Genomic DNA, 15,275 nt, shown 5'->3' with positions numbered 1-15,275 from the left:
CGACTCTACTGGGACACCGGGACGGGGGAGGTTCCGGCTGTCTCGGGGGTCCGTCCGGCCAGTCGCTCGCGCCAGGCGGCCAGGACGGCGGGGTCGGTGGCCGGGGTCGCCAGGGACACGGCGAGGTAGGCAGCCAGGGAGGCGAGGAGGCCGTAGTAGACCGGCTCGTTGGCGAGGATGCCGTAGCCGGCCATCAGGCCGATCACCGCGACGCCGCCGACCACGACGGAGGCGAGGGCGCCGTGGACCGTGCCGCGCTTCCAGAGCAGTCCGCCGAGGATGGGCACCAGCAGTCCACCGACGAGCAGGTTGTACGCCACCGTCAGCGCCTCGACGACGTTGTTCAGGGCGATCGCCGTGACGATCACCGCGACACCCATCACGAGGATGAACAGGCGGTTGCCCCGCACCTCGTCGCGCTCCTCACCATCGGGGCCTCCGTCGGCACTGACGACACCCCGCAGCCGGGACCAGATGTCGTTGTTGGCGACGGTCGCGCAGGCGATCAGCGCGCCCGACGAGGTCGACATCACGGCCGCGAGCGCGGCGGCCAGCACCAGCCCCCGCACGCCGACCGGGAGTTCGTCCTTGACGATCGTCGCGAAGGCGGCGTCCGCGGAGGCGAGGTTCGGGTAGAGCACCTTGGCCGCCGTGCCGATGACGGCGCCGGCGAGGGCGTACACAAGACAGTAGGTACCCGCGACCGTGCCGCCCCACTTCGCCGTCCGGTCGCCGCGGGCGGTGAACACGCGCTGCCAGATGTCCTGGCCGATGAGCATGCCGAACGTGTAGATGAGCACGTAGGTGAAGATCGTCTCGCCGCCGATGCCCAGCGGGTCGAAGTACCCGGTCGGCAGCTTCGCCTTCATCTCGCCGAAGCCGCCCGCCTTGACGACCGCGATCGGCAGCAGCAGCAGGAGCACGCCGATGGTCTTCACCACGAACTGCACCATGTCGGTGAGGGTGATCGACCACATGCCGCCGAGCGTCGAGTACGCGACGACGATGGAGCCGCCGAGGATGATCGCGACGGTCCTGTTCATGTCGAAGAGGACGTCGAAGATAGTGGCGTACGCGATGGTCGACGTCACGGCGAGCATCAGGGTGTACGCCCACATCACCACGCCCGAGATCACACCGGCCCGGCCGCCGTAGCGCAGGTCCAGCATCTCGGAGACCGTGTAGACCTTGAGGCGGGCGATGCGGGCCGAGAAGAAGACGGAGAGGGCGAGCAGGCCCAGGCCGATGGTGAACACCATCCAGGCGCCGGACAGCCCGTACTGGTATCCCAGACCCACGCCGCCGATGGTGGACGCGCCGCCGAGGACGATCGCCGCCATGGTGCCGGAGTACATGACGGGCCCGAGGCGGCGCCCGGCGACGAGGAACTCGCTCTTCGAGCGGGCGCGGCGCATGCCCCACCAGCCCATGGCCAGCATGCCGGCCAGATAGACGGCGATCACGGTGTAGTCGACGGCCATGGGGCCCACCCTTCTCGATGGCTGAGGTGGTTCGGGAGTTGACCCTAGGTGGCCGAAAAGTGCCCCGGAAGTGTAAGTTTCATCCACTCGATCCGCGCTCAATGGAGGGAACATCCATAGTGCCGGAGCTCGCCGTACCTCCCACCCCACCGGTCCCTCTCGCCGCCCTGCTGGCCCGCGAGGACCTCGCCCTGCGGCAGATCGCCGGGCCCGCGGATCCCGGCACCGTGCTGCACGGGGCCCACACCTCGGAGATGGCCGACCCGTACCCGTATCTGCTGGGCGGCGAGCTGCTGCTGACGGCGGGCGTGCACATCCCGGAGGCGGCCGGGTCGGGCACATACTTCGAGGACTACGTCTCGCGGATCGTCGCGGCGGGCGGCGCGGCGCTCGGGTTCGGGGTCGCGCCGGTGCACGACACCGTGCCCAGGGCGCTGGTCGCCGCCTGCGAGGCGTACGAGCTGCCGCTCCTGGAGGTGCCCCCGCAGACGACGTTCTCGGCCGTGGCCCGCGCGGTCTGGCAGCTGATGGAGCGGGCCCGCACCGCCGAGCTGCGCCGGGTGACGGAGGCCCAGCAGAGCCTCGCGGCCGCCGCCTCCCGCCCGGACCCGGTCCCGTCCGTCCTGCGCCAGCTCGCCCAGCGGGTCGCGGGGCGCGCGGTGCTGTACGGGCCGGAGGGGACGGAGATCGCGGGGGCGGGACGGACGTCCGCGGACGCCGCCCTCGCCGGGCTCGCCCGCCTCCTCCTCTCCCGTGCCTCCGTCACGGCCAGCGACACCGCCCCCGACGGGACCCATCTCGCCGCCTACGCGCTCGGGGCCGGCCGCGGTTTCGTGCTCGGGGTGGCGGCGCCGCGGCGTGACCCCGGTGACCACACGATCGCCTCCGTCGCCGCCGTCCTGCTCTCGCTGCTCACCGGCGAGCACCAGAGCGGCTCGGGGGCGGCCCGCTCGTCGGCGCTCGTACGGCTGCTGCTGGGGGCCGCGCCCGCCGAAGTGGCCCCGCTGCTGGGGGGCGAGCGGTGGCTCGTCGTGCACGCCCGTCCGGACACGCAGGTGCTCGACCCGGTGGCGGCCTCCGCGCTCGGCGCCGGCCTCGGATCACCGCTGGTCGACCTCGCGCACGACGTCGTACGGGTCCTCGTCCCGGCCGGCGGCCCGCCGCAGCCGCAGCCGGGCTGGACCCTCGGCGTCAGCGCGGACGTGACCCCCGCCGACTGGCCGGCCGCCGACGCGCAGGCGGCCCGCGCGCTGGCCCGGGCCCGCGCCACCCGTACGGCGCTGGTCCGGCACGGCTCCGGGGCCGGACTGCGGGACCTGGTGCCCGACGACGAGGCGCGGGCCCATGCCCGGTCGCTCCTCGCCCCGATCCGGGCGAGCGCCGCGAGCGCCGCGCTCATCGAGACGCTGCGCACCTGGCTCTCCCTGCACGGCAGTTGGGACCGTACGGCGGTGACGCTGGCCGTGCACCGCAACACCGTGCGGCAGCGGATCGCCCGCTGCGCGGCCCTGTTGGGGACGGACCTGGACGATCCGGACGTCCGGATGGAGCTGTGGTTCGCCCTGAAACAACAGTGAGTGACGCGTGTCCCAGCGTCCGGAACAGCACAGACGCGCACCGCCCGCTGCCTCACAATGGAAACCATGCCGATACCCGGGACGCCCAGCCGCGCCGAACTCGTCGACCACCTCGTCAGAACCCGTATCGCCGGGGACGTCGCCACGCCCCGCGAGAACAACCTCTCCCACTACCGCCAGCTCGCGAACGGTGTCCGCAACTTCTGGCTCGGTCTGGAACTCGGCGACCGCTGGACCGACGAGCAGGACGTGCTCGCGGTGATGGCGGAGCGGGTCGGCGTGAACGACGATCCCGAGTACCGCTACGGCCAGGACACCATCGACCCCGAGCTGACGGTCGACGGCCTGGCCCGGCTCGCGGCCCGGCTGCGCAAGGCGGCCGAGGGACAGCAGCGGGTCCTCTTCGCCACCGGTCACCCGGGCGGTCTCCTCGACGTGCACCGCGCCACCGCCGCCGCCCTGCGCGCGGCCGGCTGCGAGATCGTCGTCATCCCGGAGGGGCTCCAGACGGACGAGGGGTACGTCTGGCAGCTGGCCGACGTGGCGGTCCTCGAACACGGCGCCACGCTCTGGCACACCCACTCGGGCGAGCCGATGAAGGCCATCCTCACCGCGCTCGAACGGGAGGGCCGGCCGCTGCCCGACCTGGTCGTCGCCGACCACGGCTGGGCGGGTTACGCCGGGCAGCACGGCGTCGACTCCGTCGGTTACGCCGACTGCAACGACCCGGCGCTGTTCATCGCCGAGTCGGAGGGCACCGTCCAGGTGGCGGTCCCCCTCGACGACCACGTCGTCAGCCCGCGTCACTACGACGTGATGACCGCGTATCTGCTGGCCGAGGCGGGGCTGACCGACTAGGGCGGGGAGGAAGCCCCCCGAGGGGTCGGGGAGACCCCCGGAGGGGCCGGGGGGCCGGGGAGGGATCCCCTGGGGGCGCCGCACGCGCGGGTGCGGCGCCGGGTGCTCAGTCGCCCCGGGGGGCGCGGACCACACCCTCCTGGATCACCGAGACGGCGAGCCGCCCGTCCTGGGTGTAGATGCGGGCCTGGCCGAGGCCCCGGCCGCCGTGCGCGGAGGGCGACTCCTGGTCGTAGAGGAGCCACTCGTCGGCGCGGAACGGGCGGTGGAACCACATCGCGTGGTCCAGGGACGCTCCCACCACGTCACCGACCGCCCAGCCGCCGCGCCCGTGCGCGAGGAGGACCGAGTCGAGGAGCGTCATGTCGGAGACGTAGGTGGCGAGGACGACGTGCAGAAGCGGGTCGTCGGCCAGCTTGCCGTTGGCGCGGAACCAGACCTGGGAGTGCGGCTCGCGCGGCGCGCCGAACCGGCCGTACGGCGGCTCGTCGACGTAGCGCAGGTCCACCGCCTCGCGGGCCTCCAGAAACCTCTCGACGACCTCGGGATCGAGGTGGGCGTAGCCGCGCAGCCGTTCCTCGGAGGTCGGCAGCGTGGCCGGGTCGGGGGCCGGCGGCATGGGGGTCTGGTGGTCGAAGCCCTCCTCGTACCGCTGGAAGGAGGCGGACAGCGCGAAGATCGGCTGTCCGTGCTGGACGGCGACGACGCGGCGCGCGGTGAAGGACCGGCCGTCGTTCATCCGGTCGACCGTGTAGACGATGGGCGCGCCCGGGTCGCCCATGCGCAGGAAGTACGCGTGCAGGGAGTGGGCGAGCCGGTCCTCGGGGACCGTCCGTCCGGCGGCGACCAGTGCCTGCGCCGCCACCTGCCCGCCGAAGACGCGCGGAACGACGGCGGAGCGGGACCGGCCGCGGAAGATGTTCTCCTCGATCTGCTCGATGTCGAGCAGATCGAGGAGATCCTGTAGTGCCTGGCTCATGACGTCCGGTTGTAGCGGCCCGTTGTTGCGGGCTGCTTACAGACCCATGTCCTTCGCGATGATCGACTTCATGATCTCGCTGGTGCCGCCGTAGATGCGGTTGACGCGGTTGTCCGCGTACAGGCGGGCGATCGGGTACTCGTTCATGAAGCCGTAGCCGCCGTGCAGCTGGAGGCAGCGGTCGATCACCCGGTGGGCGACCTCGGTGCAGAACAGCTTGGCGCTGGCGGCCTCGGCCGGGGTCAGCTCACCCGCGTCCAGGGCCTCCGTGGCGCGGTCGGCGACGGCCTCGGCCGCGTCCACCTCGGCCTGGCAGGCGGCCAGTTCGAACTTGGTGTTCTGGAAGTGCGCGACCGGCTTGCCGAAGACCACGCGCTCCTGCACGTACTGCTTGGCGAACCGGACGGCGGCCTTGGCCTGCGCGTACGCGCCGTAGGCGATGCCCCAGCGCTCGGAGGCGAGGTTGTGGCCGAGGTAGTAGAAGCCCTTGTTCTCCTCGCCGAGGAGGTCCTCGACGGGCACCTTGACGTCGACGAACGCCAGCTCGGCGGTGTCGGACGTCTTCAGGCCGAGCTTGTCCAGCTTGCGGCCGACCGAGTAGCCCTCGGCCTTGGTGTCCACCACGAAGAGGGAGATGCCGTGGCGGCGGTCCTCGGCGGTGGGCGCGGCGGTACGGGCGCAGACGATCATGCGGTCGGCGTGCACGCCACCGGTGATGAAGGTCTTGGAGCCGTTGAGGACGTAGTGCGTGCCGTCCTCGGAGAGCTTGGCGGTGCTCTTCATGCCCGCGAGGTCGGAGCCGGTGCCCGGCTCGGTCATCGCGATCGCCCACATCTCCTCGCCGGAGACGAACTTCGGCAGGAAGCGCTTCTTCTGCTCGTCGTCGGCGAGCAGCTTGATGTAGGGCAGACCGAGCAGCACGTGCACGCCGGAGCCGCCGAAGGAGACGCCCGCGCGGGCGGTCTCCTCGTAGAGGACGGCCTCGAACTTGTAGGAGTCGATGCCGGCGCCGCCGTACTCCTCGTCGACGCGGATCCCGAAGACACCGAGCTCGGCGAGCTTGTAGTAGAAGTCGCGCGGCGCCTGGCCGGCCGCGAACCACTCGTCGTAGACGGGGACGACCTCGGCCTCGATGAAGGCCCGGAGAGTCTCCCGGAACGCCTCGTGGTCCTCGTTGAACACCGTACGGCGCACCGCCGGCCCCTCTCTGCGCCTAAGCCGGCGCCGCTCTCGCGGATGTGGTTGCTCGCCATCGGGTTGCTCAATGCGTGGTTGCGGCACTGTGCGGGACCCATGGCTAAGCGCTTGCTCAGAGAACAACCGTACCGGCGAGTACGAAGAGCGTCCAGGGTGGGACGGGGGTAACGCTCGTCACTCCACGGCCGCCGCGAAGGCCCCCCTGGCCATCCGGTGCAGCAGCGCGGCGGTGGTCGCGCGGCCCGGCAGGGAACCCGGCCGGCCGAGATGCGGGGTGGAGTTCAGCAGACCGAAGACGGAGTGCACCGCCGAACGGGCGGTCGGCTCGGCGAGGCCCGGATACACGGCGCGCAGGGCCTCCACCCACAGTTCGACGTACTGCCGCTGGAGCTGGCGGACCAGCTTGCGGTCGCTGTCACGGAGGCGGTCCAGCTCACGGTCGTGCAGGGTGATCAGAGGACGGTCGTCGAGGGCGAAGTCGATGTGGCCCTCGACGAGCGAGTCGAGGAACGCCTCGGGCGACACGCCGTCGGCCTCCTGCAGGCGCAGCTTCGCGCCGGTCAGCAGCCGGCCGCTGATGCCGACCAGCAGCTCGGCGAGCATCGCGTCCTTGCCCGGGAAGTGCCGGTAGAGCCCCGGCCCGCTGATGCCGACGGCGGCGCCTATCTCGTCCACCCCCACACCGTGGAACCCGCGCTCGGCGAACAGCCGCGCGGCCTCCCTGAGGATCTGCTCGCGACGGGTGGGGGCGTCGGTTCTCGTGGCCATGAAGACAATTCTAGACAGGGAGGTTAGCGGTCGTTAACCTGAAGGAAATGGTTAACGCTCATTAACAGTCGATCACTGGGTGAGGGGACCGCAAGGATGGAGCAGGCACCGGAGCTGACGAGCGCGGCAGACCCCGCGTCGGAGGCCTGGCGGGCCAACGAGGCGGCGCACCGCGCACTCGTCGACGAGCTGCGCGGCAAGCTGGCCGCGGCCCGGCTGGGGGGTGGGGAGAAGGCGAGGGCACGCCATACCGCGCGCGGGAAGCTGTTGCCCCGGGACCGGGTCGACACCCTCCTGGACCCGGGTTCGCCCTTCCTGGAGCTCGCCCCCCTCGCCGCCGACGGCATGTACGAGGGGCAGGCCCCGGCGGCCGGGGTCATCGCCGGGATCGGGCGGGTCGGCGGGCGCGCGTGCGTGATCGTCGCCAACGACGCCACCGTCAAGGGCGGCACGTACTACCCGATGACGGTGAAGAAGCATCTGCGGGCCCAGGAGGTCGCCCTCGAGAACCGGCTGCCCTGCCTGTATCTCGTGGACTCCGGCGGGGCCTTCCTGCCCATGCAGGACGAGGTGTTCCCGGACCGGGAGCACTTCGGGCGGATCTTCTACAACCAGGCCCGGATGTCCGGGGCCGGGATCCCGCAGATCGCCGCGGTGCTGGGCTCGTGCACGGCCGGCGGGGCCTACGTCCCGGCGATGAGCGACGAGGCCGTCATCGTCCGCGGCCAGGGCACGATCTTCCTGGGCGGGCCCCCGCTGGTGAAGGCCGCCACCGGCGAGGTCGTCACCGCGGAGGAGCTGGGCGGCGGCGAGGTGCACGCGCGGGTGTCCGGCGTGACCGACCACCTCGCGGAGGACGACGCGCACGCGCTGCGGATCGTCCGCAACATCGTCGGCACCCTCCCCGCGCGCGGGCCGCTGCCCTGGGAGGTGCGGCCGTCCGTCGAACCCAAGGTCGACCCCTACGGGCTGTACGGCGCGGTGCCCGTCGACTCCCGCACCCCCTACGACGCGCGCGAGGTCATCGCGCGCGTGGTCGACGGCTCCCGGTTCGCCGAGTTCAAGTCCGAGTTCGGGCAGACCCTGGTCACCGGCTTCGCCCGGATCCACGGCCATCCGGTCGGCATCGTCGCCAACAACGGCATCCTGTTCTCCGAGTCCGCCCAGAAGGGCGCCCACTTCATCGAGCTGTGCGACCAGCGCGGGATCCCGCTGGTGTTCCTCCAGAACATCTCCGGCTTCATGGTCGGCCGGGACTACGAGGCCGGCGGCATCGCCAAGCACGGCGCCAAGATGGTGACGGCCGTGGCGTGCACGCGCGTGCCGAAGCTGACGGTCGTCGTCGGCGGCTCGTACGGCGCCGGGAACTACTCCATGTGCGGCCGGGCCTACTCGCCCCGCTTCCTGTGGATGTGGCCGGGCGCCAAGATCTCCGTCATGGGCGGCGAGCAGGCCGCCTCCGTGCTCGCGACCGTCAAACGGGACCAGCTTGAGGCGCGGGGCCAGGAGTGGCCCGCGGACGAGGAAGAGGCCTTCAAGACACCGGTCCGGCAGCAGTACGAGCGCCAGGGCAACGCCTACTACGCCACCGCCCGGCTCTGGGACGACGGCGTGATCGACCCGCTGGAGACCCGGCAGGTGCTGGGCCTCGCCCTGACCGCCTGTGCCCATGCGCCGCTGGGTGACCCCCAGTTCGGCGTCTTCCGGATGTGAGGAGGGGAGCAATGATGTTCGACACCGTGCTTGTGGCCAACCGGGGCGAGATCGCCGTCCGCGTCATCCGCACCCTGCGCGCGCTGGGCGTGCGTTCGGTGGCCGTCTTCTCCGACGCCGACGCGGACGCCCGGCACGTCCGGGAGGCCGACACCGCCGTACGCATCGGTCCGGCGCCGGCGGCCGAGAGCTATCTGTCGGTGGAGCGGCTGCTCGCGGCGGCCGCCCGCACCGGCGCCCGGGCCGTCCACCCCGGCTACGGCTTCCTCGCGGAGAACGCCGGCTTCGCGCGCGCCTGCGCCGACGCCGGGCTGGTCTTCATCGGACCGTCCGCGGACGCCATCTCCCTGATGGGCGACAAGATCCGGGCCAAGGAGACCGTGCAGGCGGCCGGGGTGCCGGTGGTGCCCGGGTCCAGCGGCAGCGGACTCACCGACGCCGAACTCGCCGACGCGGCCCGCGAGATCGGCACCCCCGTGCTGCTCAAGCCCTCGGCCGGCGGCGGCGGCAAGGGCATGCGCCTGGTGCGGGACCTGGCCGTGCTGGACGAGGAGATCGCCGCCGCCCGCCGCGAGGCCCGCGCCTCCTTCGGGGACGACACGCTCCTCGTCGAACGGTGGGTGGACCGGCCCCGGCACATCGAGATCCAGGTGCTGGCCGACGGCCACGGGAACGTGGTGCACCTGGGCGAGCGCGAGTGCTCCCTCCAGCGCCGGCACCAGAAGATCATCGAGGAGGCGCCCTCGGTCCTGCTGGACGAGAAGACCCGCGCGGCCATGGGCGAGGCGGCGGTCCAGGCGGCGCGCTCGTGCGGCTACCGGGGCGCGGGCACGGTGGAGTTCATCGTGCCGGGCAACGACCCGTCCTCGTACTACTTCATGGAGATGAACACCCGGCTCCAGGTGGAGCACCCGGTCACCGAACTGGTCACCGGTCTGGACCTGGTGGAGTGGCAGCTGCGGGTGGCCGCCGGTGAGCCGCTGTCCTTCGGCCAGGACGACGTCCGGCTGACCGGGCACGCGGTCGAGGCGCGGATCTGCGCCGAGGACCCCGCACGCGGGTTCCTGCCCTCCGGCGGGACGGTGCTCCGGCTGCGCGAACCCCAGGGCGACGGCGTACGCACCGACTCCGGCCTCAGCGAGGGCACCGAGGTGGGCAGCCTCTACGACCCGATGCTGTCCAAGGTGATCGCCTACGGCCCGGACCGGGAGACGGCGCTGCGCCGCCTCCGGGCGGCCCTCGCCGAGACGGTCACGCTGGGCGTGCAGACCAACGCCGGGTTCCTGCGGCGGCTGCTGGCCCATCCGGCGGTCGTGGCCGGCGAGCTGGACACGGGCCTGGTGGAGCGGGAGGCCGCGACGCTCGTGGCGGCCGACGTACCGCAGGACGTCTACGCGGCGGCGGCGCTGCTGCGCCAGGCCGCGCTCTCCCCCGCGCCCGGCCCGGGCTGGGTGGACCCCTTCGCCGTCGCGGACGGCTGGCGTCTCGGCGGCGAGCCCGCCTGGACGGCGCACCACCTGCACGTGCCGGGACACGACCCGGTGACCGTCCGCGTGCGCGGCACGGCGGACGGCACGGCCGAGGTGCTGCCGGACGGGGCGGACACCCCGCTGCGGGGCGCCGGGGGCCCGCTCCCGGCCCCGGGAGCGGATCCCCGGTTCACCTGCCGGCTCGACGGCGTCGCGCAGTCCTTCGCCGCGACGCCGGACGGCACCTGGCTGGGCCGGGACGGCGACGCCTGGAACGTGCGCGACCACGATCCGGTCGCCGACTCCCTCTCCCGAGGGGCTCACGCCGGCGCCGACTCGCTCACCGCGCCCATGCCCGGCACGGTCACGGTGGTGAAGGTCGCCGTCGGCGACGAGGTGATCGCGGGCCAGAGCCTGCTGGTCGTCGAGGCGATGAAGATGGAGCACGTCATCTCCGCCCCGCACGCCGGCACGGTCGCCGAACTGGACGTGACGCCGGGCACGACGGTCGCCATGGACCAGGTGCTGGCCGTCATCGCACCGGCCGAGGCAGAGGCACAGGAGGACCGGTGACACTTCCCATGGCCGTACCGGCCGAGGGCCTTCCCGCGCGGGTGCGCATCCACGAGGTGGGTCCGCGCGACGGCCTCCAGAACGAGAAGGCGACCGTGCCGACGGCCGTCAAGGCGGAGTTCGTCCACCGCCTCGCCGACGCGGGCCTCACCACCATCGAGGCGACCAGCTTCGTCCACCCCGGCTGGGTGCCCCAACTCGCGGACGCCGAGGAGCTGTTCCCGCGCGTGAGCGGCCTCGATGTGGCGCTCCCGGTGCTGGTGCCGAACGAGCGGGGCCTGGACCGGGCCCTCTCCCTGGGCGCGCGCCGGGTCGCCGTCTTCGCCAGCGCCACCGAGTCCTTCGCCAAGGCCAACCTCAACCGCTCGGTGGACGAGGTACTGGCGATGTCCGGGCCGGTGGTGGCCCGGGCCAAGGCGCAGGACGTGCATGTGCGCGGCTACCTCTCCATGTGCTTCGGCGACCCGTGGGAGGGGGCGGTCCCGGTCGACCAGGTCGTCCGGGTCTGCCGGGCCCTGCTCGACCTGGGCTGCGACGAGCTGAGCCTGGGCGACACGATCGGCGTGGCCACCCCGGGCCACGTCCGGGCCCTGCTGACCGCGCTGAACGAACAGGGCGTGCCCACGGGTGCGCTGGGCGTGCACTTCCACGACACGTACGGCCAGGCGCTCGCCAACACCCTCGCCGCGCTCCAGCACGGCGTCACCACCGTCGACGCCTCGGCGGGCGGACTCGGCGGCTGCCCGTACGCCAAGTCCGCCACCGGCAATCTCGCCACCGAAGACCTGGTGTGGATGCTGCGGGGCCTCGGCATCGACACCGGGGTGGACCTCGGCCGTCTCGTCGCCACAAGCGAGTGGATGGCCGGCCGCCTGGGCCGACCCAGCCCTTCCCGCACCGTCCGAGCACTCGGCGGAACCGCACAGTCCCACAAGGAGCAGTGACCCGACATGGACCACCGTCTCTCTCCCGAACTGGAAGAACTCCGCCGCACCGTCGAGGAGTTCGCGCACGACGTGGTCGCGCCCAAGATCGGTGACTTCTACGAGCGGCACGAGTTCCCGTACGAGATCGTCCGCGAGATGGGCCGCATGGGCCTGTTCGGACTGCCGTTCCCCGAGGAGCACGGCGGCATGGGCGGCGACTACCTCGCGCTCGGCATCGTGCTGGAGGAACTCGCGCGCGTCGACTCGTCCGTGGCGATCACCCTGGAAGCGGGCGTCTCGCTGGGCGCCATGCCGATCCATCTCTTCGGGACACCGGAGCAGAAGCGGGAGTGGCTGCCGCGGCTGTGCTCCGGCGAGATCCTCGGCGCCTTCGGCCTGACCGAGCCGGACGGCGGCTCGGACGCGGGCGCGACCCGTACGACGGCCCGGCTCGACCCCGAGACGGACGAGTGGGTGATCAACGGCACCAAGTGCTTCATCACCAACTCGGGTACGGACATCACGGGGCTGGTCACGGTCACGGCGGTGACCGGCCGCAAGCCGGACGGCCGGCCGCTGATCTCGGCGATCATCGTCCCGTCCGGCACGCCGGGCTTCACGGTCGCGAGCCCGTACTCGAAGGTCGGCTGGAACGCCTCCGACACCCGTGAGCTGTCCTTCTCGGACGTGCGTGTCCCGGCGGCGAACCTGCTGGGCGAGGAGGGCCGCGGGTACGCGCAGTTCCTGCGGATCCTCGACGAGGGGCGTATCGCCATCGCGGCGCTGGCGACCGGCCTCGCGCAGGGCTGTGTGGACGAGTCGGTGAAGTACGCGAAGGAACGGCACGCGTTCGGCCGTCCGATCGGCGCCAACCAGGCCATCCAGTTCAAGATCGCCGACATGGAGATGAAGGCCCACACGGCCCGCCTCGCCTGGCGTGACGCGGCCTCGCGGCTGGTGGCCGGGGAACCCTTCAAGAAGGAGGCCGCCGTCGCCAAGCTCTACTCGTCGACGATCGCCGTCGACAACGCCCGCGACGCCACCCAGGTGCACGGCGGCTACGGCTTCATGAACGAGTACCCGGTGGCCCGGATGTGGCGCGACTCCAAGATCCTGGAGATCGGCGAGGGCACGAGCGAGGTGCAACGGATGTTGATCGCCCGCGAGTTGGGGCTGCCCGGCTGAGCCCCGAGGGCCCGAGGCGCGCCGGGCCGCGAGGAGGGGACTGGGCCGCGAGGGGGCACTGGGCCGCGAGGGGGGCTGAACCGCGCCGGCCCGCGGCGGCCGTCGGGGGCGCGTGCGCGCGATGGCGGGAAGTCGACCTGACACCGTCGACCTGATGCACACAGGAGGCCGCCGCACCGCTCGATCCGGGCCGGTGCGGCGGCCTCCTCGGCATGCTTCGAGGCCGCCCGAGCGTTCTTCACATCCTCGGAGTGATCAGCAACTCCGGTCCCTGTTCAGTCTCCTGACACCCCGTACACCTTTGATCCACAGGATGGGCACAGGAAACGGGCATGCATCGAGGCGGGTGTTCCACCACCCGGAACCACCCTCTGGACACGAGCTGAGGTTAGGCTAACCTACGTTCGAACCGTCCTCGGGTGATCCGCCCCGTCCGAAAGTAGCCAGAGACATGCCCAACGCCAGAGCCGCTCGTCCCACCCGCCGTGGCATCCTCGCCGTCGGTGGCGCGCTGGGCCTCGGTGCCGCCCTCGCCGCCTGCGGGGACGACGACGCGAGCAGCAGCGGCTCCCGGTCGTCGGCGAGCTCCTCGGCCAAGTCCGGTCCCTGGACCTTCAAGGACGACCGCGGCACCACGGTGAAGCTCGACAAGATCCCCACGAACATCGTCGCCTTCACCGGCGTCGGCGCCGCCCTGTACGACTACGGCATCCAGGTCAAGGGCGTCTTCGGCCCGACCAAGACCGCCGCGGGCAAGGCCGACGTCCAGGCCGGCGACATGGACGTCAGCAAGGTGACGGTCCTCGGCAACGTCTGGGACGAGTTCAACGTCGAGAAGTACGCGGCCCTCGCGCCCGAGGTGCTCATCTCCACGATGTTCGACAACGCCGGCACCCTCTGGTACGTCCCCGAGGCCTCCAAGGACAAGGTCGCCAAGCTCGCCCCGAGCGTCGGCATCTCCGTCTACGACCGTCAGCTGACCGCTCCGCTCCAGCGCATGTGGGAGCTGGCCGAGTCGCTCGGCGCCGACATGACGGCGGCCGCGGCCACCGACGCCAAGAAGAAGTTCGAGGACGCGGCCGCCCGGCTGCGCGCCGCCGCCAAGGCCAAGCCCGAGATCAAGGTGCTGGCCGGTTCCGCGAGCGAGGCGCTCTTCTACGTCTCCGGCACCAACCTCTCCATCGACCTGGAGTACTTCAAGGCCCTCGGCGTGAACTTCGTCGAGCCGCCGGAGAGCGCGAAGGCGAAGGGTGGCGGCTGGTACGAGTCGCTCAGCTGGGAGAACGTCGACAAGTACGCGGCCGACATCATCATGATGGACGACCGCTCCTCGACCATCCAGCCGGCCGACATCACCGAGGCGACCTGGAAGAAGCTGCCCGCGGTGAAGGCCGGTCAGGTCATCGCGCGCTCGCCCGAGCCCATCCTCTCGTACGCGAAGTGTGTGCCGCTGCTCGAGAACCTCGCCGAGGCGCTCGAGAACGCGAAGAAGGTCGCCTGATCAGGGCGGCTTGATGTCGTGGGCGGGCCGCGCGTCCGTGGTGGCCGATCGCGCCCACGCGGCGGGGCCGCATGTCGATGCGGCCCCGCGCCCCTGACCGAGCCGCACTGCCCTGCCCTACGCTCCAGGAGCCCCCGTGACCACCGCCGTTGCCGCGCCCTTCCGGTTCTTCTCGCTTGACGTCGTGCGGGCTCGGCGGGTCGGGTCGTCGCTCGTCCGGGTCACCTTCGCCGGGCAGGACCTGGAGCACTTCTTCTCCGACGGGCACGACCAGTCGCTGTCGCTGTTCCTGCCCCAGCCGGGTCAGAGCGAGCCGCAGGTGCCCTACGAGCTGGGCGACGGCTGGTGGCAGGGGTGGCGTGAACTGCCGGACAACGTACGGGCGGTGATGCGTTCGTACACGCTCCGGGCCCTTCGCCGGGACGCGCTCGGGCGCACCACCGAGATCGACATCGACTTCGTGCTGCACACCCCGGCCGGCCCCGCCTCCGCGTGGGCCTCGGCTGCCGGTGCCGGGGACCGGGTCGTCCTGCTGGGCCCGGCCCTGGCCGACAACCGGGCGATCCGGTTCCGCCCGCCCGGGGACACGGATCTGGTCGTGCTGTGGGGTGACGAGAGTGCCCTGCCGGCCATCGCGTCGATTCTGGAGTCCCGGCCGGCCGGACAGCGCGTCCGGGTCTGGCTGGAGGCGCACGATGCCGGGAACGTGCGCGAGTTGGCGACCACGGCGGACGCCGAGATCACCTGGGTGGTCGGTGAGAGTTCCGTGGACGCCCTCCGCGAGGCCCGGCTCCCGGCCGCCGAGCACCCGTACGTCTGGATCGCGGGCGAGTCGGGGTGCGTGAAGGCGTTGCGCCGCCACTTCGTCCGGGAACGCGGAATCGACCGGCGCCGCATCACCTTCGTCGGGTACTGGCGCCAGGGCATGAACGAGGAGCAGCTCCGCGCGGCGGAGTAGCCACCACCCGTGCCCCCGCAGGCAGTTGTGCGGGGGCACCGACGTGATCACGGTCACGGATGAGGCAAGACTCCTTCTTCATTACTTAGG

At 71.9% G+C, this 15,275-nt stretch carries 12 protein-coding genes; 8 read left to right on the top strand and 4 right to left on the bottom strand.

From position 1 onward, the window contains the following. Window positions 1–5: 5 nt before the first annotated feature. Complete coding sequence (locus ACFVYS_RS01250; RefSeq protein ID WP_389497651.1) at window positions 6–1,481, bottom strand: sodium:solute symporter; 1,476 nt, start codon at window positions 1,479–1,481, stop codon at window positions 6–8. Window positions 1,482–1,582: 101 nt separating this feature from the next. Here ACFVYS_RS01250 and ACFVYS_RS01245 point away from each other — a divergent pair, with 101 nt between their 5' ends. Both ACFVYS_RS01245 and ACFVYS_RS01240 read left to right on the top strand, forming a co-directional pair. Then, window positions 1,583–3,058, top strand: a complete 1,476-nt coding sequence (locus ACFVYS_RS01245) for a helix-turn-helix domain-containing protein (RefSeq protein ID WP_389497649.1) — start codon at window positions 1,583–1,585, stop codon at window positions 3,056–3,058. A gap of 66 nt (window positions 3,059–3,124) precedes the next feature. Continuing rightward, window positions 3,125–3,916, top strand: coding sequence for a phosphatase (locus ACFVYS_RS01240; RefSeq protein ID WP_389497647.1), 792 nt, complete (start codon window positions 3,125–3,127; stop codon window positions 3,914–3,916). 106 nt (window positions 3,917–4,022) lie between these two features. On the opposite strand, the gene ACFVYS_RS01235 is transcribed toward ACFVYS_RS01240, so the two are convergent. The 3 genes from ACFVYS_RS01235 to ACFVYS_RS01225 form a co-directional block, all read right to left on the bottom strand. Then, entirely contained in the window at window positions 4,023–4,895 is an 873-nt protein-coding gene (locus tag ACFVYS_RS01235) for an acyl-CoA thioesterase II (protein ID WP_054240126.1), read from the bottom strand. Window positions 4,896–4,931: 36 nt separating this feature from the next. After that, window positions 4,932–6,089 (bottom strand): acyl-CoA dehydrogenase family protein, encoded by a 1,158-nt coding sequence (locus ACFVYS_RS01230; protein ID WP_020131774.1) that lies wholly within the window; start codon window positions 6,087–6,089, stop codon window positions 4,932–4,934. A 177-nt stretch (window positions 6,090–6,266) separates the two neighbouring features. Further along, window positions 6,267–6,860: a TetR/AcrR family transcriptional regulator gene (locus ACFVYS_RS01225; RefSeq protein ID WP_142264450.1), complete on the bottom strand. Its 594-nt coding sequence runs from the start codon at window positions 6,858–6,860 to the stop codon at window positions 6,267–6,269. Between the two features lie 96 nt (window positions 6,861–6,956). Here ACFVYS_RS01225 and ACFVYS_RS01220 point away from each other — a divergent pair, with 96 nt between their 5' ends. From ACFVYS_RS01220 to ACFVYS_RS01195, 6 genes are all read left to right on the top strand, one after another. After that, entirely contained in the window at window positions 6,957–8,573 is a 1,617-nt protein-coding gene (locus tag ACFVYS_RS01220; RefSeq protein ID WP_389497644.1) for a carboxyl transferase domain-containing protein, read from the top strand. Between the two features lie 14 nt (window positions 8,574–8,587). After that, window positions 8,588–10,615, top strand: a complete 2,028-nt coding sequence (locus ACFVYS_RS01215) for an acetyl/propionyl/methylcrotonyl-CoA carboxylase subunit alpha (protein ID WP_389498019.1) — start codon at window positions 8,588–8,590, stop codon at window positions 10,613–10,615. An 8-nt stretch (window positions 10,616–10,623) separates the two neighbouring features. Beyond that, window positions 10,624–11,559 carry a hydroxymethylglutaryl-CoA lyase gene (locus tag ACFVYS_RS01210; RefSeq protein WP_389498018.1) on the top strand — a complete coding sequence of 312 codons (936 nt, stop codon included), beginning with the start codon at window positions 10,624–10,626 and terminating at the stop codon, window positions 11,557–11,559. A gap of 6 nt (window positions 11,560–11,565) precedes the next feature. Beyond that, entirely contained in the window at window positions 11,566–12,726 is a 1,161-nt protein-coding gene (locus ACFVYS_RS01205) for an acyl-CoA dehydrogenase family protein (RefSeq protein ID WP_389497642.1), read from the top strand. Between the two features lie 451 nt (window positions 12,727–13,177). Then, window positions 13,178–14,227 carry an ABC transporter substrate-binding protein gene (locus tag ACFVYS_RS01200; RefSeq protein ID WP_389497640.1) on the top strand — a complete coding sequence of 350 codons (1,050 nt, stop codon included), beginning with the start codon at window positions 13,178–13,180 and terminating at the stop codon, window positions 14,225–14,227. A 136-nt stretch (window positions 14,228–14,363) separates the two neighbouring features. Next, window positions 14,364–15,185 (top strand): siderophore-interacting protein, encoded by an 822-nt coding sequence (locus ACFVYS_RS01195; protein WP_389497638.1) that lies wholly within the window; start codon window positions 14,364–14,366, stop codon window positions 15,183–15,185. The last annotated feature ends 90 nt before the right edge of the window (window positions 15,186–15,275 follow it).

This window comes from Streptomyces sp. NPDC058295, from assembly GCF_042880655.1.
GTDB lineage: Bacteria > Actinomycetota > Actinomycetes > Streptomycetales > Streptomycetaceae > Streptomyces > Streptomyces coriariae.
Note: the sequence above shows the minus strand (reverse complement) of the source record. Positions and strands in the feature narration are given on the sequence as shown.